The organism is Gordonia sp. SID5947 (assembly GCF_009862785.1).
Lineage (GTDB): Bacteria > Actinomycetota > Actinomycetes > Mycobacteriales > Mycobacteriaceae > Gordonia.
In genome coordinates, this window is sequence record NZ_WWHU01000001.1 from 1,681,120 (window position 1) to 1,700,498 (window position 19,379).

General features: G+C 67.1%; 16 protein-coding genes and 2 pseudogenes. 7 read left to right on the top strand and 11 right to left on the bottom strand.

Annotation, left to right across the window (positions count from 1 at the left end; all coding sequences use genetic code 11):
• Window positions 1-14: 14 nt before the first annotated feature.
• Window positions 15-1,163, top strand: a complete 1,149-nt coding sequence (locus GTV32_RS07765) for a homoserine O-acetyltransferase (RefSeq protein ID WP_161059647.1) — start codon at window positions 15-17, stop codon at window positions 1,161-1,163.
• A gap of 14 nt (window positions 1,164-1,177) precedes the next feature.
• Here GTV32_RS07765 and GTV32_RS07770 read toward each other — a convergent pair whose 3' ends face one another.
• The 3 genes from GTV32_RS07770 to GTV32_RS07780 all read right to left on the bottom strand — a co-directional run bounded on the left by GTV32_RS07770 (window position 1,178) and on the right by GTV32_RS07780 (window position 4,037).
• The gene (locus GTV32_RS07770) at window positions 1,178-2,719 is read right to left on the bottom strand and encodes an Hsp70 family protein (RefSeq protein WP_161059648.1); all 1,542 of its coding nucleotides are present in this window, start codon (window positions 2,717-2,719) and stop codon (window positions 1,178-1,180) included.
• 116 nt (window positions 2,720-2,835) lie between these two features.
• A complete protein-coding gene (locus GTV32_RS07775) occupies window positions 2,836-3,162 on the bottom strand; it encodes a DUF3017 domain-containing protein (protein WP_161059649.1) in 327 nt (108 codons plus the stop codon).
• Window positions 3,159-4,037 (bottom strand): bifunctional methylenetetrahydrofolate dehydrogenase/methenyltetrahydrofolate cyclohydrolase, encoded by an 879-nt coding sequence (locus GTV32_RS07780; protein ID WP_343287249.1) that lies wholly within the window; start codon window positions 4,035-4,037, stop codon window positions 3,159-3,161. Before GTV32_RS07780 ends, GTV32_RS07775 begins: the two co-directional genes overlap by 4 nt.
• A 65-nt stretch (window positions 4,038-4,102) precedes the next feature.
• Here GTV32_RS07780 and GTV32_RS07785 point away from each other — a divergent pair, with 65 nt between their 5' ends.
• Both GTV32_RS07785 and GTV32_RS07790 read left to right on the top strand, forming a co-directional pair.
• On the top strand, window positions 4,103-5,041 hold the full coding sequence (locus GTV32_RS07785; protein WP_343287439.1) for a serine/threonine dehydratase: 939 nt from the start codon (window positions 4,103-4,105) through the stop codon (window positions 5,039-5,041).
• A gap of 89 nt (window positions 5,042-5,130) precedes the next feature.
• Window positions 5,131-5,595 (top strand): tRNA (cytidine(34)-2'-O)-methyltransferase, encoded by a 465-nt coding sequence (locus tag GTV32_RS07790; RefSeq protein ID WP_161059652.1) that lies wholly within the window; start codon window positions 5,131-5,133, stop codon window positions 5,593-5,595.
• A gap of 21 nt (window positions 5,596-5,616) precedes the next feature.
• Here GTV32_RS07790 and GTV32_RS07795 read toward each other — a convergent pair whose 3' ends face one another.
• The 5 genes from GTV32_RS07795 to GTV32_RS07815 all read right to left on the bottom strand — a co-directional run bounded on the left by GTV32_RS07795 (window position 5,617) and on the right by GTV32_RS07815 (window position 10,597).
• Window positions 5,617-5,847: a DUF167 domain-containing protein gene (locus tag GTV32_RS07795; protein WP_161059653.1), complete on the bottom strand. Its 231-nt coding sequence runs from the start codon at window positions 5,845-5,847 to the stop codon at window positions 5,617-5,619.
• A 14-nt stretch (window positions 5,848-5,861) separates the two neighbouring features.
• Complete coding sequence (locus GTV32_RS07800) at window positions 5,862-9,134, bottom strand: error-prone DNA polymerase (protein ID WP_161059654.1); 3,273 nt, start codon at window positions 9,132-9,134, stop codon at window positions 5,862-5,864.
• A 54-nt stretch (window positions 9,135-9,188) separates the two neighbouring features.
• The gene (locus GTV32_RS07805) at window positions 9,189-9,695 is read right to left on the bottom strand and encodes an N-acetyltransferase (protein ID WP_161059655.1); all 507 of its coding nucleotides are present in this window, start codon (window positions 9,693-9,695) and stop codon (window positions 9,189-9,191) included.
• Complete coding sequence (locus GTV32_RS07810) at window positions 9,688-10,119, bottom strand: cupin domain-containing protein (RefSeq protein ID WP_202422283.1); 432 nt, start codon at window positions 10,117-10,119, stop codon at window positions 9,688-9,690. Before GTV32_RS07810 ends, GTV32_RS07805 begins: the two co-directional genes overlap by 8 nt.
• 106 nt (window positions 10,120-10,225) lie before the next feature.
• Window positions 10,226-10,597 carry a DUF4267 domain-containing protein gene (locus GTV32_RS07815; protein WP_161059657.1) on the bottom strand — a complete coding sequence of 124 codons (372 nt, stop codon included), beginning with the start codon at window positions 10,595-10,597 and terminating at the stop codon, window positions 10,226-10,228.
• 81 nt (window positions 10,598-10,678) lie between these two features.
• Here GTV32_RS07815 and GTV32_RS23995 point away from each other — a divergent pair, with 81 nt between their 5' ends.
• The 3 genes and pseudogenes from GTV32_RS23995 (at window position 10,679) to GTV32_RS07830 (ending at window position 14,423) form a co-directional block, all read left to right on the top strand.
• Complete coding sequence (locus tag GTV32_RS23995; RefSeq protein ID WP_161059658.1) at window positions 10,679-11,254, top strand: TetR/AcrR family transcriptional regulator; 576 nt, start codon at window positions 10,679-10,681, stop codon at window positions 11,252-11,254.
• A 156-nt stretch (window positions 11,255-11,410) separates the two neighbouring features.
• Window positions 11,411-13,350 (top strand): annotated as a pseudogene (locus GTV32_RS07825) (SDR family oxidoreductase).
• Entirely contained in the window at window positions 13,347-14,423 is a 1,077-nt protein-coding gene (locus tag GTV32_RS07830) for an alanine racemase (protein WP_161059659.1), read from the top strand. The pseudogene GTV32_RS07825 and the gene GTV32_RS07830 overlap by 4 nt, the downstream one beginning before the upstream one ends.
• Before the next feature lie 7 nt (window positions 14,424-14,430).
• On the opposite strand, the pseudogene GTV32_RS07835 reads toward GTV32_RS07830, so the two are convergent.
• The 3 genes and pseudogenes from GTV32_RS07835 to GTV32_RS07845 all read right to left on the bottom strand — a co-directional run bounded on the left by GTV32_RS07835 (window position 14,431) and on the right by GTV32_RS07845 (window position 18,068).
• Window positions 14,431-16,037 (bottom strand): annotated as a pseudogene (locus GTV32_RS07835) (DNA polymerase Y family protein).
• Window positions 16,037-16,810 (bottom strand): hypothetical protein, encoded by a 774-nt coding sequence (locus GTV32_RS07840; protein ID WP_161059660.1) that lies wholly within the window; start codon window positions 16,808-16,810, stop codon window positions 16,037-16,039. The pseudogene GTV32_RS07835 and the gene GTV32_RS07840 overlap by 1 nt, the downstream one beginning before the upstream one ends.
• Window positions 16,811-17,045: 235 nt before the next feature.
• Complete coding sequence (locus GTV32_RS07845) at window positions 17,046-18,068, bottom strand: Rv2578c family radical SAM protein (RefSeq protein ID WP_161059661.1); 1,023 nt, start codon at window positions 18,066-18,068, stop codon at window positions 17,046-17,048.
• A 79-nt stretch (window positions 18,069-18,147) separates the two neighbouring features.
• Between GTV32_RS07845 and GTV32_RS07850 the strand changes: the two genes are divergently transcribed.
• A complete protein-coding gene (locus GTV32_RS07850; protein WP_161059662.1) occupies window positions 18,148-19,374 on the top strand; it encodes a serine/threonine-protein kinase in 1,227 nt (408 codons plus the stop codon).
• The last annotated feature ends 5 nt before the right edge of the window (window positions 19,375-19,379 follow it).

Consider the following 19,379-nt stretch of genomic DNA (forward strand, 5'->3'; position numbering starts at 1 on the left):
AGAGTGAGTGAATCGTGTCGGTGAGTATCGAAACGACAACCGAGTCAGCTGATCGGCCCGACTGGGAGCAGATGCCCGACGGGGCGATGACCAGTGTCCAGATCGGCTCGATCTCACTCGACAACGGCGGACAGATCGACGACGTCTCCCTGGCGTTCCAGCGCTGGGGCACGTTGTCGCCGACCCGTGACAACGTGATCCTCACTCTGCATGCGCTCACCGGTGACTCGCATGTGACCGGGCCTGCGGACGCGGAGCATCCGACGCCCGGCTGGTGGGACGGACTCATCGGTCCGGGGTGCGCGATCGACACCGACGAATGGTGTGTGATCTCCGCCAATGTGCTCGGCGGCTGCCAAGGATCCACCGGGCCCGCGTCGCCGGCGCCCGACGGACGGCCGTGGGGTTCACGCTTCCCCCAGATCACCGTGCTGGATCAGGTCCGTGCCGAGCGACTGCTCGTGGAACGCCTCGACATCGCGGGCATCGGCGCCGTCATCGGCGGCTCGATGGGCGGAGCGCGGGCCCTGGAATGGGCGATCGAATACCCGGAGATGGTCCGCAGCGCATTGGTGCTCGCGGTCGGCGCCCGGGCCACCGCGGACCAGATCGGTACCCAGACCACCCAGATCGCGGCGATCAAGGCCGATCCCGACTGGCAGAACGGCGATTATCACGGCACCGGTCGTGTGCCGTCGACCGGCATGGGTGTGGCACGCAGAATCGCGCACCTCACCTACCGCGGCGAGACCGAACTCGATCAACGGTTCGCCGACCAGCCCCAGGGCGACGAGGAACCGCTGACCGGCGGCCGCTATGCGGTGGACAGCTACCTGCAGCATCAGGCCGACAAACTCATCGGCCGCTTCGATCCCGGCAGCTACGTGGTGCTGAGCAACGTCCTCAACCACCACGACGTCGGACGCGATCGGGGCGGCATCGAAGCGGCACTGCGCCGGTGCCACGTCCCGGTCATCGTCGGCGGCATCGTCTCGGACCGCTTGTACCCGTTGCGGTTACAGGTCGAGCTGGCCGAGCTGCTGGGCAACTGCGTCGGCGGCCTGCAGGTGGTCCACTCGGACAACGGTCACGACGGATTCCTCACGGAATTCGACGCGATCAACGATCTGCTGAAGCAGACCGTCGAACTCGCCCGCGCCTGACGCGAGCGACCCCCCTACCGCGAGGGCACCGGAGTGCTGGTGGTCGACTCCGGTGCGTCCTCCGACGTCGGCGCCGAAGGCGTCATCTGACGCTGCGCGCCCCGCGGTGATGTCGTCGCCGGGGCCTGCTGCGGTGGGGCCGGTGTCGGCTGGGTCGTCTGCGGCGCGAACCCCGGCGGCAGCAGGTCCGGCGGGATCGTCGGAGTGGGCCGGGTGCCGGTGGGCCACGGCAACGAGGGCAGCGGGTAGGGCAACAGCGTCCGCGTGGTCGTCGACGGCTGATCGGGTTGCTGTGTGGTGGGCGGCAACTCGGTGGTGGCCCAGCCCGGCGACTCGTTCCACCGCGGCTCGGGCCGCCGTGTCCGCGGCACCACCTGCTCCTCGGTCGGGATCTGGACCACCGGCGGCGGTACGACCGCGGCCGTGGTGGTGGGGATCGGCTGTTGCGGTGCGCGGGACGTCGTGACCGCCGAACTGGTGGTCGACGACGTCTCGGGCGCAGCCGTCGACGACGGGGCAGGCTCGTTCTGCCCGGTCAGCGACGAACTGACGGCGAAGACGGTCATCATCGCCGCGGCGATGATCGCGCCGACCACGGCCAATGGCGTCGCGGAGAGCCACTCGCGATTCCGCTTTCCCCCGATAAACGCGAGGCGAGACGGACTCTCGACGGTGGTCTTGGCCCGCGCGAGGATGGCCGCACCGACAGACGCCGCGAGTTCGGGGGCCTCGGGGACGATGACCTCGAGCGTCTGATCACGATCGACCATCGCACGGACGGCAGGCAGGTTGGCGATGCCACCCACCAGCACGACCGCCTGGGGACGCGGACCGCGATCGGCGCCGTCGGACAGGTAGCGCGCCAGCACGCCTCGCGCTTCGTCGATCATCGGTGCGATCGCGGCGTCGATCGTGTCCTGGGTGAGCGTCACGTGTCCGCCGCCGTCGGCGAGCAGGATCGAACCGGCCTCGGCCGAGGGCGTCGGCGCCGAGAACTCCTCCTTGGCGGTCCGGCACGCACTCAGCAGTGCGCGACGACGGGTCCGGGCCCCCATCGATTCCGCCACGGACTCATCGGTGACCAACTGCTCGACGATGGATCGATCGAGTCGACGACCGGTCAGCGCACGGGATCGTTCCGTCGCCGAGATCCGACTGGTCGCGGGCTCGACCGTGTAGAGGGACATCCCGGTATCGCCGCAGTCGACCACCACGACGGACTCGAAACGGGTGATCTGCCCCGTGGCCGAGAGGTAGGCCACGACCGCCTCGTCGTCGTTGACCAGGTGGATCTGACGCCGTGGCCCGGCTCCCCTCGACTGGAGCTCCCAGCGCTGCTTTGTGGTGCGTGCGGCCACGCCGATCGGACCGACCCGCAGGTTCGCGTCGCGTGCGGCACCCAGCATCAGGTCGATCCCGGCATTGACCCGGCCGGCGACATCCAGGCCGTCGCTGCGGTCTACGTCGATCACCCGGGTGTCCACCACACTACGCCCGACGTCGTCGCGGGTGAGCAGGACGTAGTGGATCATGCCATCGCCTGCTGAGACACCCATCGACGTGGAATCATCCGGAATCGTCGGGTCAGCGGTGTTGATCGTCGAAGTGATACGTACTCCCCAGCTGTCGTCGCCCCCTCGGGCCTCAGGTCACGTGTTGATCTCTATTGTAATCAATCTGTGCCCAACGGATCGATTGACGTCGCCAGCCACAGGATGAGTGTGCCGGTGGCCGCCATCGCCGCGACATCGAAGAAACGCCCTCTGACCTGGAGAAGACCCGCTCGCGACGACGGGATCAGGGCCCGTAGGACCGCCCCGAGCAGCAGCGCCGATCCGAAGACGAATGCGCCACGCCGCCACCGGTCGAACAAGACCAGGATCGCGGCCACCAGCAGGCCCAGCAATACGACGAAGTACGGGATCTGAACCAGATACCGCCTGACCTGCCGTGCGTGCCGAATCCGCTCCACACGGCCGGCAGCACTCGTCCCGGTCACCCGAGAGGCCCCGACCCGCTGCGCCCGGCGAGTTCGGCTTCTGCCCGTTCCACCACGTTGACGAGCAGAAACGCGCGGGTGAGCGGCCCGACACCGCCGGGGTTGGGCGACACGTGGCCCGCCACATCCCAGACATCCGGCGCGACGTCGCCGGTGAGCCCGGACTCGGTCCGGCTGACCCCGACGTCGATGACCGCCGCGCCCGGCTTCACCATGTCCTTGGTGATGAGATGCGGCACACCTGCGGCGGCGATCACGATGTCGGCCCGGGCGACCTCAGACGCGAGGTCGGCGGTGCCGGTGTGACAGAGCGTGACGGTCGCGTTCTCGCTGCGCCGGGTCAGGAGCAGACCGATCGGTCGTCCGATGGTGACGCCGCGTCCGACCACGGTCACCCGCGCGCCGTTGATGGGGATGTCGTATCGCCGCAGCAGGTGGACGATGCCGCGCGGAGTGCACGGCAGCGTCGACTCCTTGCCGAGCACCAGACGCCCGAGGTTGATCGGATGGAGACCATCGGCATCCTTCGACGGATCGATGCGCTCCAAGGCGGCGTTCTCGTCGAGATGGCGCGGAAGCGGCAGTTGGACGATGTAGCCGGTGCAGCTCGGGTCCCCGTTCAGCTCGTCGATCGCCGCGTTCAGTTCCTCGGTGGTCGCGTCCGCTGGCAGATCCTTACGGATCGAGGCCACGCCGATACGGGCGCAGTCGGCGTGCTTGCCCTTCACGTAGGACTGCGAGCCGGGATCATCCCCGACCAGCACGGTGCCGAGACCGGGCATGATGCCCTCGGCACGCAACTTCTCCACCCGCACGCCGAGATCGTCGAAGATCTCGTCACGAGTGACCTTGCCGTCGAGTCGTATAGCGCTCACAGAGATCCATTGTTCCATCTGCCCCGCCGGTACCGTGGGTCGACGTGGAACCATCGACCGACGGGGTGGGTGTCGTCACCCTCGACGACGTCGTCGCCGCCCGCGAGCGGATCTCCGGCGACGTGCGGCGCACGCCGGAGTTCGCGACTTCGCTCGACACCGTCGACGGTCGCGTCGACGTGGTGTTCAAGCTCGAATACCTCCAGGCTGGTGGCTGCTTCAAGCCCCGCGGCAGCCTCAACGCGGTGCGGCACGCCCGTGCGGCAGGACAGCTCGACGACGCAGGCATCCTGGTCGCGTCGGGCGGCAACGCCGCGATCGGCGCCGCATGGGCGGCCCGGATCGCCGGTACCAGCTGCACCGTGGTGGTTCCCGAGACGGCGCCCCAGGTCAAGGTCGACAGCCTGCGCGCACTTGGTGCCGACGTCCGTCAGGTCGGTGACCGCTACCAGCAGGCCGCCGACGCCGCGGCGGAGATGGCCGGACGAAGCGGCGCTCTCCTGCTGCATGCCTATGACCAACCCGACATCGTGGCCGGCGCGGGCACGATCGGACTCGAACTCGCCGACGACATCGCCGGTCCGTTGACCACGGTCGTCTGTGTCGGCGGCGGCGGATTGCTCGGCGGGCTGACCGCGGTGCAACGGCCGGGCGATCGGATCATCGGCGTCGAGCCGGCCGGTGCGTCGTGCCTGCATCAAGCGTTGGAAGCGGGTCGCCCGGTCCCTGTGGAACTCGACAGTGTCGCCGCCGATTCCCTCGGCGCCACCCGCCTCGGGGACATCTGCTGGTCGACCATCGCCGGCCGCGCGGTGACCAGCGTGGTGGTCTCGGACGCAGACCTGATCGCGGCGCGCCGCCATCTGTGGGAAGCCTTCCGCATCCTGGTGGAGCCCGGCACGGCGACCGCAGTCGCCGCGGTGCTCACCGGAGTCGTTCGGCCGGAACCGGATTCGACATTGTGCGTGGTGCTGTGCGGCGCAAACACCTCGGCGACCATCTGAGCGTTCCGGCCGCGTCGCCGTGTTCGGGCTTCGGCGGAAAGTGCGTCCAGAAGAACGGACTGCGGCCAGAAGACTAAGATGACCTGACCATGTTCCGCATCATGTTCTATCAGCCGTGCATCCCACCCAACACCGGGAACGCGATCCGTCTTGCCGCCAACACCGGCTGCGAACTGCATCTCATCGAGCCACTCGGATTCAGCATGTCCGATGCGCAGGTCAAACGCGCCGGCCTGGACTATCACGAGATGGCCACGGTCACAGTGCATCCCAATCTGGCGACCGCATGGACCACACTCGAGCCCGAGCGCGTCTTCGCGTTCACCGCGCACGCATCCCGCTACCACACGGATGTCGACTACCGACCCGGGGATGTCTTGTTGTTCGGGCCCGAACCGACCGGACTGCCCGACGACGTACTCGCCGAACCTGAGGTGACCGACCGGGTCCGGATACCCATGCTGGCGGGGCGTCGGTCACACAACCTCGCAAACGCCGCGAGCATCGTCGTCTACGAGGCGTGGCGGCAGAACGGATTCAGCGGAGCGGTCTGACCGCCGCGCTGGTGCTCCCGGTCAGCTGTCGATCCGGAATCGCTTGGTCCGTGCAGTGGCACCACCGACGAGCGCGATCTTCCGTTTGGGCACACCGAGATGATCGGCGAGGATCGCCGCGACAGCTTTGTTCGCCCGACCCTCGACCGCCGGTTCACGCACGAAGACGGTGACCGAACCGTCGGGCCCGGTCTCCACCAGCGGCCCCTTGCGACTACTCGGCTTCACGGTCACCACGATCTGCCTCGGCATCGCCGCCCCCTTGTCTATTGCCAATCCCTGGAACGAGATCCCACTCGAAGGTCCAGGCGCTGCAGACGCTCTGCCACCACTGTCACCGCCCCTTCGGCGTTCTGCACGGTGCCACGGATCAGCAATGCCGATGCCGAGTGTGCCAGATTTCGATGTCGGGTCCACAACCCCACCGAGCAGACGACGTTCACCATGCCGGTTTCGTCCTCGAGATTGATGAATGTCACACCCGATGCGGTGGCCGGACGCTGCCGGTGGGTCACCGCACCGGCCACGGTGACGCGCGATCCGTCTGCGACGGACAGCAATCCGTCGGCCGGGACCACTCCCATCGCGGCCAGGCGCGGACGGAGGAACTGGGTGGGATAGGACGTCGGGGTGATACCGGTCGCCCAGGCATCCGTCGCTGCCAGCTCGATCTCCGACAGTCCCGGCAGGGCCGGTGTGCGTGCGGACGACTCGAGTGCCAGCTGATCCGATCGCACCGTCGCGGCGGCACCCGCCTCCCACAGGGCCTGCCGGCGACTCATCCCGAAGCCTGCGAACGCCCCGGCACCCGCGAGCCCCTCGAGCTGATGCACCGTCAGCTCTGCCCGACGGGACACGTCCGTCACGTCCCGATAACCACCGCCACGGTCACGACATTCGACGATCCGCGCAGCGACATCGTCCCCGATCCCACGAATCCCGCCGAGTCCCAACCTGACCTCGAGTCCGTCGTTCTCCAGGGTCGCATCGGCCAGCGACAGGTTGATGTCCGGCCGATGTACGACGACGCCGTGTCTGCGCGCATCCGCGACCAACGATTGCGGCGAGTAGAACCCCATCGGCTGGGCACGCAGCAATGCCGCGCAGAACGCCGCCGGATGGTGGAGCTTGAACCACGACGAGTAGAAGACCAGGGACGCGAAACTCTGCGAATGACTTTCCGGGAAACCGAAATTCGCGAACGCCGCCATCTTCTCGAAGATCCGGTCCGCCATCTCGCCGGAGATGCCGTGCTCCTCCTCCATTCCCTCGTAAAAACGCTTGCGCAGGCGCTCCATCCGCTCGGGTGACCGCTTGGAGCCCATCGCACGGCGTAACTGGTCGGCCTCGGTGGCATCGAATCCGGCCACATCGACCGCGAGTTGCATCAACTGTTCCTGGAACAGCGGCACCCCCAGTGTGCGATCGAGCGCCTTGCGCATCGACGGGTGTTCCACCGTCGCCTCCTCCGCCCCGTTGCGTCGACGGATGTAGGGATGCACCGAACCGCCCTGAATCGGCCCGGGGCGGATCAATGCCACCTCGACCACCAGGTCATAGAACGTTCGTGGCTTCAACCGCGGCAAGGTTGCCATCTGTGCGCGCGACTCCACCTGGAACACGCCGACCGAGTCGGCCCGGCACAGCATGTCGTAGACGGCCGTCTCGGTCAGATCCAAGGCGGCCAGGTCGACCTCGATGCCCTTGTGTTCGGCAACCAGATCGATGGCGTAGTGCAGCGCCGACAGCATACCGAGGCCGAGGAGATCGAACTTCACGAGACCTATTGCGGCACAGTCATCCTTGTCCCATTGCAAGACGCTCCGGTTCTCCATCCGCGCCCATTCCGTCGGGCATACGTCCGCGATGGGCCGGTCACAGATCACCATCCCTCCGGAGTGGATACCCAAATGTCTTGGCATACCGAGAATCTCGCCTGCGAGATCGATGACGTCACCGGGAGCCTCGTCAGGTGCCTTGCTCCATGCGTCCTGCTGCCCGGTGGCATAACCCAGTGCGCGTGCCATGTCACGGACCGCGGATTTGCCACGGTAGGTGATGACATTGGCGACCTGCGCACTGTAATCGCGGCCGTAACGTCGATAGACGTATTGGATCGCCTCTTCTCTCCGGTCCGATTCGATGTCGACGTCTATGTCGGGGGGACCGTCTCGTTCCGGCGACAGGAATCGCTCGAACAAGAGCTTGTTCGCGACCGGGTCGACGTTGGTGATGCCCAGCGCGTAACAGACCGCCGAGTTGGCGGCACTGCCCCGTCCCTGACACAGGATGTCGTTGCGCCTGCAGAAGTTCACGATGTCGGCGACCACGAGGAAGTAGCCGGGAAAGGTGAGGGTCTCGATGATGGCGAGTTCGTGTTCGATCTGCCGGTACGCCTGCGGGTGCGTGCCGGGGGTGCCATACCGACGCAACGCGCCGTCCATGGTCTGTTCCCGCAACCAGCTGATCTCGGTGTGACCGTCGGGAACATCGAACGGGGGCAACTGCGGCGCGATCAGCCCCAGCTGAAAAGCGCAGTCAGCGGCCACCCCGACCGTGTTGTCGATCGCGTCCGGATGGCCGATCAGCAACCGGGACATCTCGTCACCACTGCGCAGATGTGCACCACCGACGCCGGGCAGCCAGCCCTCGATGGTCTCGATGTCCGTCCTCGCCCGAACCGCCGCAACCGCTGTCGCGAGCCTACGGCGTCGTGGTCCGGCGAAGTGCGCCCCGGTGGTCGCCACCGTCGTCAACCCCAGTTCGGCGGCCAGGCCGGCCAGGATCGCATTGCGCTCGTCGTCCTCGGGCAAACCCTGGGCGGTGAGTTCCACCGCGACGTCGTCGCGACCGTAGCGGTCCACCAGGTCGGTCAATGCGAGCCGCGCAGCCCCGGGCCCGCTCCTCTCGAGCGCGCGCCGGACGGCCCCCTTGCGACACCCGGTGAGTATCAGCCAATGGCCGCCGCCCTTGTCCGGCAGCCGTTCCCGGTCATAGCGCAGCAGTCCCTTCTCCCCTGCGACCATATGTGCGTCCGCGATGGTCCGGGACAGTCGCCGATACCCCTCGCTGTCGCGGGCAAGGACGATCAGGTGCTCTCCCGGCGGGTCCGGAACACCGGTCCGCGTGACGTCGGGCTCCAGGGAGAGTTCGGCACCGAACACCGTGGGCATACCGAATTCCCTTGCCGCCTCGGCAAATCGAACGAGTCCGTAGAAACCGTCGTGATCGGTGACGGCGAGGGCCTCCAGATCGAGTCGCTGAGCCTCCTCGACCATTTCCTCCGGCATCGAGGCACCGTCGAGGAAGCTGTAGGAGCTGTGCGCGTGGAGTTCGGCATACCGCACGGACGATCGCCGGCGTTCGACGCTCTCGGGGCGGTAGGCACCCCGCTTTCGCGACCACGCTGGGCTGTCGTTGCCATCCCCGGAATTGTCACCGGGGCCGAACGCCTCCGCCGGCCGCCCCGGGCCCGGCGCCCGACCGGAGAGCACCCGCTCCAACTCCGACCACGTCGGTGGCCCCTGGTCCCATCCCACCGATCAAGTCTATCGAACATGTGTTCGACAGACCAGCGTGGGCGGCTCTCGCCGTCAGACGCCGAACGCCGGCGGGTACTCGATCACGCCGGAGGGGATCGGCCGATCCGGGTCGAGGGACAGGTACATCAAGGCCTCGTCGGGAACCTCGAACGAAGCCGCGATCCCCGCGTCGGAGGCACGCCGGAATCCGAAGCGTGGATAGAACTCCGGATGCCCGAGCACCACCACCAGATTCTCGGCGACTCGCTCACGTGCCTCGCTCAACGCATATGCGGTGACCTCGGTGCCCACGCCACGGTTCTGCCACCCCGGTGCCACCGCACAGGGCGCCAGGGCCAGCGCCACGTGTCCGCCCACCCGGCAGCGTGTCAGCAACGCGTACCCGACGACGCCTTCGCCGGCATCGGTCGCCACCACCGAGAGGCCCGGAATCCAGACCTCCGGCTCCCGGCGCAGTGCATCGACGAGATCCGCCTCGTCCGACCGCCCGAACGCCGCACCGATCACCTCGCGAATCGCCGCGACATCACTCTCGGCCTCTGCCCGGCACTCAGCCATCGCTGCGCCTCATCGCCTGTCGCTCCTGCCACCACTGCGGCGCGTCGACGAAGTGGTTGTCGTATTCGTCCTGGACCGCCGCGAGCTCTTCGAGGGTCGCCTCGCCGGCCTGTATCCGTGCGAGCAACCGGAAGTACTCGAACCGTTCGACTCCGGGCGTCAGCACGATCAGCACCCGAACCGAGGTCTCCGGGGTCGCGCCGAACGCGTGTGGCATCAACTTGGGGACCACCAGGGTTTCCCCGGCACCGACACTGACGATCCTATCGCCCGCCATCACCCTGAGCTCTCCGTCGAGAATGTGGAACATCTCCGCGGATCGCCGGTGGAAGTGCGGCGCCGCACCATCGGCGCCGGCCCGCAACCGAACCTCGAGCATGCTGAGCGCGTCGTCGGTGTCCGATGCATCGAAGAGCAGATGCATCGACGCTTCGCCGGTCCCCACCACCTCGTGGTCGGGCCCACGGATCTCGGGGGTCGGTCCGGTGTTCTCGGTCATCAGATCCATCTCCTTGTCTCGTTTCGGTAGGTCAGACGAACAACAGAACTGCGGCCACGACGAGCGCCAGCGCCGTTACGCCGTGGATGGCGAATGCCGCTCTCCGATCCCCACCATTGGACAGGACCACCCCCATGTCACCCAGTGGAATCCCAGCGATCACAAGCACAAGCAGTGCGAGTTGATCTCGAGCGGCGAACGTGAACACGATCACCAGCAGGCCGGTGACGACATCGCGGACGCCTTTGACCTGCCACCAGCCCCGCGCCTCCGGCGCGGGACTCACCCGAAGACCGAAGCCGGCCGCGTTCTTCTCGTTCCTCGCCAGATAGGCAGCTCCGATCGCGATGATGCCAAGGGCGCCGGTCCAACTGATGACGAGCCCGATCCAGGTGGTGACCATGCATTCGACCTTCCGTTTGAATAATTTCTAACAACGATAGACTAATGATGATCCAGAACCTATCAGTGATATGGTTCCGTCGTGGGAGTTCGAGAACGCAAGGCACGGGACCGGCAGGTTCGCGAACGCAAGATCATCGACTGCGCCCGAGCCATCGCCGAGGAGGAGGGCTGGGCTGCGGTAACCACCCGGCGCCTCGCCGGCGAGATCGAGTACAGCCCACCCGTGCTCTACGGCCACTTTCCGGACGGGCGCGACGGCATCGTGAGTGCGGTCGCGCTCGCCGGATTCACCGAATTCACGCGCCTCATGCGACATGCGCTCGATGAGGCCGGGCCAACTGATCGCCTCAGCGCCTTCATCGACGCCTATCTGTCCTTTGCGGCGGCGAACCCCGCCACCTATGAGGCGATGTTCTCGATGCAGCTCGAGGTCCGATTCGCACATGACTCAACCCCTGCCGAACTGCGGGCGGCATTCGACGTCCTCGTCGACGCCCTCGGCAGTGATCAAATCGGAGACGCAGGCACCCGCGCCGAGTTGTTGTGGAGCGCCCTCCACGGCATGTCGGTCCTCACGCGTGGGCACCGACTGAGTCCCGAAAATCAGCGCAGACGTGTCGATGCGCTCGCCGGACTGTTCCATTCAGGGCCCTAGAACGCCCCCGGACACACTCCGCGACCCGCCCGGCCAACCGAATGTTGCCATTCGTCAATGTAAATGTCACGCTGGGTAGAAACCGGCTCCTTACCGTCAAGTAAGAACTGAGTCGCGCTGGTCGACGTCACGCTCCAAAGATCGGACACCACAGCCATGACGACATACTTCATCACCGGCGGCAGCGGATTCATCGGCCGCCGGGTCATCGAACGCCTCCTCACCGTAGAGCCGGATGCCCGCATCCATGCACTGGTACGTCAGCAGTCACTGGCGAGATTCAGCCAGATGCTCACTGACATGAATGCCGGTGACCGGGTCACACCGGTGATCGGCGACGTGACGACCCCGGGCCTCGCGGCCGACAACCGCGATCTCCCCGACATCGACCACGTCATCCACCTCGCGGCGATCTATGACATGACGGCCGACGCCGACGCACAACAGGTGGCAAACGTGGAGGGCACCGCACGCGTGGCGGATTTCGCGCTCGCGGGCGGTGCGATGATGCACCACATCTCCTCGATCGCGGTGGCCGGCGACCATCGCGGAACCTTCACCGAGGAGGATTTCGATGCCGGACAAGGGTTTCCGTCGCCCTATCACCGCACCAAGTTCGAGGCCGAGAAAGTGGTCCGGGAACGCGAGGGATTGCGGTGGCGTGTCTACCGTCCCTCGATCGTGGTCGGAGACTCGCGAACCGGGGAGATGGACAAGGTCGATGGCCCGTATTACTTCTTCGGTCATCTCGCCATGCTCGGTCATCTCCCGTCCGGGCTCCCCTTGCCCATGCCGGATCTCGGTAAGACGAACATCGTCCCTGTCGACTTTGTCGCCGGGGCGATCGTCGCGCTCTGTACCGTGGAGCCGGAACGCAGCGGGATGGTCTTTCACCTCGCCGACCCGCGTCGTCGCACGATCACCGGGATGTACAACGCGATCGCTCCCGGATTCCATGGGCCACGAGGCCGCAATGTGATCCCGAACGGGGTCGTCGAGCCTCTCCTCGCCCTCGCCGGCACCGGGCCGCTGCGAGTGGGGCGTGATCTCCTCGCCACCCAGCAGGGCATCCCGCCCGCACTTCTCGACACCGTGGCGCTCGCCGTCGACTTCCGATCCGACGAGACCGCGGCCGCGCTGCGGGAGCGCGGGATCATGCTGCCGGATCTCGACGACTACGGGCCGCGTCTCTGGAAATACTGGGCGATGCACCTCGATCCCGCCCGGCATCGTCACAACGATCCGCGCGGACCACTGGTCGGCAAGAACATCCTGATCACCGGCGGCTCCAGCGGGATCGGCAAGGCCACCGCCCGGATGTGTGTGGCACGAGGCGCGAACGTGTTCATCGTCGCCCGTGACGCGGACGGTCTCGACACCGCGACCGCCGAACTCTCCGCGACCGCGAGCAAGGACGGCGTGCCGCCCGGTGCGGTACATGCGTACCAGTGCGACATCACCGATGAGGAGTCGGTCGGCGGGTTGGTGAAGACGATTCTCGCCGAACACGATCACGTCGACATCCTGGTCAACAACGCCGGCCGTTCGATCCGCCGGGCCACGATCAACTCCACCGATCGGCTGCACGACTACCAACGAGTCATGGCGGTGAACTACTTCGGCGCGGTCAACCTGGTACTGCAACTCCTCCCGCACATGGTCGAGCGTCAGTCGGGCCACATCGTGAACGTGACGTCGATCGCCGTCCAATCCCGCGGTGCCCGGTTCGGCGCGTATGCCTCGTCGAAGGCCGCCCTCGAGGCCTTCAGCGATGTGACGAGCGTCGAAACCCTCTCCGACCATGTGACATTCACCAACGTACGACTCCCCTCGTGCGGACACGGATGATCGCACCCACCGAGGCGTACGAGAACCAGGCAGGTGTATGGGGTGTGGACAAGGCCGCATCGCGTGTGCTGCACGGCATCCTGGACCGGCCGCGTCGGGTCGGGTCGGTGGTGGGTTCCCTGGCCGACGTGGGCCATCGCTTCGCCCCCGGGCTGACCACGCGAATCCTGCACCAGGAGTACCTGGCCTTTGGTGAATCGGCCGCTGCGCTGGGGAAGTCGAATCCAGACGACGACGCTGTCCCGTGATCGACACACCGTATCTCTCGCTCGACGTCGCGCGGCTCGATCGCAACATCCATGGTGTCGCCGGACACGCGCAGACGGCAGGCCTCGATCTGCGACCACACGCGAAGACCCACAAGTGCGCCGAGATCGCCCGGCGACAGCTGGCGGCCGGCGCGGTCGGTCTGACAGTCGCGACCATCGGCGAGGCAGAGGCGTTCGCCACCGCATCGCCGGTCCGTGCGGATCTGTTCATCGCCTATCCATTGTGGGTCTCCGGCGACAAGGGGCGTCGTCTGCGTGCACTCGCCGCGCATACCCGGCTCCGTCTCGCCGTCGACTCCGCCGAGGGTGCGCGACAGCTTGCTGCCGAGATCGGTCATGCCGATGTCGACGTCGTCGTGGAGGTCGACTCCGGTCAGCACCGGACCGGCGTGGTGCCGCAGGAGGCCGGCGGGGTCGCCTCTGCCGCAGTCGATGCCGGCCTACGGGTGATCGGAGTGTTCACGTTCCCCGGTCACGGGTACGGTCCCGGCGATGCGCCACGGCGGGCGGCGGAGCAGGAGGTGACCGCGCTGTCGGTCGCCGCCGAACAGTTGCGGGCGGTCGGCGTCGAGCCGGTGGTCCGCAGTGGGGGTTCCACGCCCACCATCGAGTTCGCCGAATCAGGGGTGCTGACCGAGATCCGGCCGGGTGTCTACCCTCTCAACGATGCACAGCAGATAGAGCTCGGGTCGTGCGGTTTCGCGGAGGTCGCATTGTCCGCCATCGCGACCGTGGTACATCGAACCGGGATGCGCGCCGTCGTGGATGCGGGCAGCAAGATCCTCGGCGCCGACCGTCCGCCCTGGACGTCGGGATTCGGCCGCGTACTCGATGCTCCCGACGCGACCATCACCTCGCTCTCCGAACACCATGCGGTGATCGAGTTCCCGTCGGACACCGCATCTACTGCGCTTCCGGCTCCCGGCGATCGACTGCGGGTGATACCGAATCACGTGTGTACCGCGGTCAATCTGGTCGACGAGTTGATCGCCGAGACACCCGACGGAACCACCGCACGGTGGCCGGTGGTCGCCCGGGGAGCCAACTCGTGAGCGCCGGTCACTCGTACACTCCCTCGACCACCCACTTCTCCGCTCGATAGCTCAACAGCAACGCGCGAGAGTCGTCGAGCAGAACCTGTGCCCGCGCGGTGATCCCGCCCGTACCCGTATCGACGCCGGTGGGCCAGGGTCCGGCCCACCAGCGCAGTTCCCAGGCACCTCGAGCCTTGCCGTTGCGTTCCATCCGGATCGTGGTGGGTTCAGAGGAGAAACACCCCCGGGCGGTGACCTCCACCGGGCTCCCGGTCAGATCGAGCATCTGAATCGGGGTGTTCAACAACACCGCAGGGGTTGGTTGCGGCAACCGGCCCGGCCACGGCGCCTCGGGATTGCGTGCCGGTATCCGTTCGTCCCGAGGGACACCATCGTGATCCGGTCCCTGGGACCGCGTCCCCCACTCGGGATCGGGAGTTGCACTGCGTCACCGCCGAGCAGCCCCTGTACCCGGACCAGGGATCGCCTTGCCCGCTCGTCGACCTCCGGGTCCTCGGGTAACCCGTTGCCGCTCAACGAGTACTGCAGCGCACCGGCGGCGACCACCTCGACCGGCTCGAGCCGCAACACATCGATCGGCGAATCCGGACGGCCCTCCGCCCCGGCACGGCCACCGGTCAGCCATCCCTCGAGCTGCCAGCGAATCCGGTCCGCGGTGGCCTCTGGAGTCAGCGGCTGAGCGCATCTCCAGGTCCGGGAATGACGCTGCCCCCGTTCGGTGACCGCTTCCACGGTGAGCCGGGTGCAGGCCGCGGATGCCGATGCCAGCCGTTGTGCCAATGCGTCGGCCAGCCGGCGACCGAGGAACGCCGCCGCATCCACGCGGTCGATCGGTGGATCGCATCGATGCTCGATCACCAGATCGACCGGGGAGATCTGACCCGACGGAGGCCGGCCGGGAACGGCGTTGGCCAATCGGTGCGCAATCATGGCGTCGGCGGAGAAACGGGTCGCGACATCACCGGCAGGCAGATCGGCAAAGGCGCCGATTGTCGAGATCCCCAGGCGACGGAGCAGATCGACCAACTCGGTTCTGGTCGGATCGCTCAGACTGGGTTCCACGGCGAGGTCGGCAACCGGCCTGCCGGCCAGGTAGGCGGCGTCACCACCCGGCTCCACGTGGCGTCCGTGCCGCGCCGCCAGCACTGCGGTGAACAGTTCGTCGGCCACCCCGACATGCGCCTCGACGCCGGACGCGGCCACCGCATCGATCAGCTTCTCCGCGAGTACGTCCTCGCCACCGAAGTAGCGGGTGGCATTGGACGACGGGACCACCAGGAGTCCCGGCCGCAACACCTCGACGACCGGAACCAGGTCGGCCACCACCGCGACCACCGGCTCGAAGATCCTGCCGTCGCGGTGATCGTCGGTGGTGACGACGGTCATCTCCGGACAGGCCGACTGCGCCTGACGTTTGCGCATCCCGCGCCGCACGCCGACGCTGCGTGCCGGCGCCGAACAGGCGATCACCCGATTGGCGTGCAGGACCGCGATCGGATGGTGTGGGGGGAGGTCGTCGGCGATCGCCGCCGCCGTCGCCGGCCAGTCCGGACACCACAAGGCGAGAACACGGCCGTCGCCCGCCACCGGCGAGGTCATCGGCGCCGCCATCAGTTCGCCACCGCGAGACTCGGACGGGGTGGCGACGGTACCAGACCCACCTGTGCGGATGCGCCGAAACCGCCTGCCACCACATCGATCTCACCGGTCTCGCGTCGATGCCCACGATCGGTGACGGACACCTGCAGAGACATCCCGCCGATCCGGCCGTAGCCCGCCCGCGCCGTGGCGAGGTCGATCGAACCGAGACCGCCGGGCAGATGCCGGTAGGTGACCACTTCCGCATCCATACGGAGCTGCGCACCCGGCCACGTCCCACCGACCGTGACCAGCGTCGACAACTGCTTGCGGACTCGACCCATCACCACTCGCGTCCGCGATGGCGGTACCGCGCTGCCGCCGAGTCCCAGCACCACGAGGTCCATCCCGTCGAGCAGCACCCCGGCCACCTCGATCGGGTCGACCCCTGGATTCGGGACCGTGGCGATCCGCGACAGATCTCCACCCAACTCCACGACCGCCCCGAAGTTGAGTTGGGGCAAACCCACGATCCCCACTTGGCGACCCGCCCCGCTCACCGATGCGATCACCGACAACAGGATCGACCGGGCGCCGGAGATGGTGACCACACTCCCCCGCGCCAACCCGCGTCGGGGAAGCAGATCGGCCAGCGCATCCGGCACCGGCAACACCTCGGCCGATCTGTCGGAGACCTCAACGGACCGGTGATCAGGACGGCCCGACATCACCGCTATCTGGCGACGGAGTCGGTCCAGATCGTGACTCACCGTCCCATCTGGGACAACACTCGCAGACGTACCCATACACCCTCCTGAACTGCGACTTTCCGCAATCAGCGCGCAGGGAAGATGCATGCTGTTCGAACATGTTTTCGATTCGATTTCATCCTAGGGCGGCCCACCGACAACCGTCAACGCGTCCACTCCACCCACCCACCCCTCTCCGCAGCCGCGACGGTTTCCGTCATCCGCGACGGGAAAAAGGGGGCGCGGATGACGGAAACCGTCGCGGCTGCGGAGAGAGGGCAGAACGGGAGGGTCAGAAGAGGGTGAGCGCCTGCTGCAATTCGGGTCGCGCGACCGGTTCAGCCGGCGCCGCGGCGCCACGCAGCCCCTGCGCGCCGGCCAGACCGTACTGCTGCACCAGCGGCCGCATCCGGTCGCGCAACCACGCCGAGTACTCCGGGGTCACGTAGGCGCCCCGTCCATAGAGACCGCGGTATCTGCGCACCAGTGCCGGATGATGTTCGGCCAGCCACTCCATGAACCATGGTTTGGTGGACCCCCTCAGATGCATGGGGAACGCGGTGACGCCGGAGGCCCCCGCATCGGCCAGTGCCGCCAAGAGGTCATCCAGGTGCGACGTGGCATCACTCAGATACGGGATCACCGGCGCCACCATCACATGCGGAGCAAAACCCGCATCGGCGACCGCGCGGATCAGCTCCAGCCGCGCCTTCGGCGAAGGGGTGCCGGGTTCCAGCGACTTCTGCAACTCGGCATCGTGCATCGCCAGGGATATCGCGATGCTCACCGGGACCTTGCGGGACGCCTGCCGCAGCAACGGCAGGTCACGGCGCAGCAACGTCCCCTTCGTCAGGATCGAGAACGGGGTCGCCGACTCCGCGAGCGCCGAGATCACCCCCGGCATCAACCGGTACCGCCCTTCGGCCCGCTGATAGGGGTCGGTGTTGGTCCCCAACGCCACCGTCTCACGGTTCCATGACCGGCGCCGCAGCTCCTTCCGGAGCACCGCCGCCACGTTGAGCTTGACCACGACCTGACTGTCGAAGTCCTGCCCGGCGTCGAGATCCAGATACTCGTGCGTCGGCCGCGCGAAACAGTACCGACAGGCATGGGTGCAACCACGAAACGTGTTGACCGTGAACCGAAATGGAAGATTCGCGGCGTCCGGCACCTGATTGAGGGCACTCTTGGCCAACACCTCGTGGAAGGTGACACCTTCGAATTCGGGGGTCTGCACCGAGCGCACGAGACCCGCCTTGCCCAGACCGGGCAGCGCGCCGTCGTCCACCTCGACCCCCTGGTCGGACCACCGCATACCCAGAGTCGAACATATGTGCGATCACCGTGTCAAGCGCATGGCACCGACCCGGGTGGGCACGACTATCATGCAGCCTATGTCGACCACCCACGAGGGCCACCGCACGCCAGGGCCGCAGTACCTGGTGGCCGGGCGCTACCGTCTGCAGTCTCGCATCGGCGGTGGCGGCATGGGCACGGTGTGGCTGGCCCGCGACCAACTGCTCGCCCGCGACGTCGCGGTGAAACAGGTGGTCTCCACCGAGGGCCTCAGTGACGAGACAGCCGAGAACGTCCGCAAGCGTGCGATGCGAGAAGGCCGGATCGCCGCGCGACTCTCCCACCGCAATGCCGTTGCCATGCACGACGTCGCCCTCGACAGTGGCGAGCCCTGGCTCGTCATGGAGTACATCCCCTCCCGGAGCGTCGCCCAGATCCTGCACACCACAAGAACTCTGGGTCCCCAACAGGCCGCTCAGATCGGCGCCCAGGTGGCCGACGCGATGACCGAGGCCCATGTTGTGGGCATCATCCACCGCGACATCAAGCCGGGCAACATCCTCATCACGACCACAGGTCGCAGCGCCGGCCTCGTGAAGATCACCGACTTCGGCATCTCCCGGGTGAAGGACGATGTCAGCCTGACGCAGACGGGTGTGATCACCGGCACCCCAGCCTATTTCGCACCCGAGGTCGCCCGTGGCGCCGAACCCGGGGAGGCGTCGGACGTCTACTCACTCGGCGCGACGGTGTACACCATCGTCGAAGGTCAGCCACCGTTCGGGGTCGACGACAATTCGCTGGCATTGCTGCACAAGGTCGCTCGGGCACAGATCAATCCCATGGCCAAGGCAGGCGAGCTGCGACCGGTGTTGCTGCGCATGCTCGAACCCAACCCGGCGAAGCGGCCGACGATGCGCGAGGCCCGCGATCTGCTCGCGCAGGTGGCCGCCGGCACACGGGGGTCGGCGCATCAGGTGCTGACCAGTCCGCTCACCAAGCCCGACGGCGGACTTCCGGTGTGGGCTCAGCGAGCACCACGGCCGCCGCGGACGCATCCGACGGGTACCCATCTGCCGGTCGGCGGGTCGTCGACGGCGACGCCCGGACGCCCGACGCCGACACCGCCCGCGCCGACCCTGTCGACCGAGCCGCCACACAGCGCCGAGCCCGGGCCCCGATATCGAGCGGCGTCCGACGAGACCCGCGTGACGTCGGCCACCGAGCGGACGACGACATCGACCACTGCTCTGGCGATCTCGATCCTTGTGTTCTTCGTGATCCTCGCGATCGTGGTGGTCTTGGTGATCGCGCTCGCCGGCTGACGAGC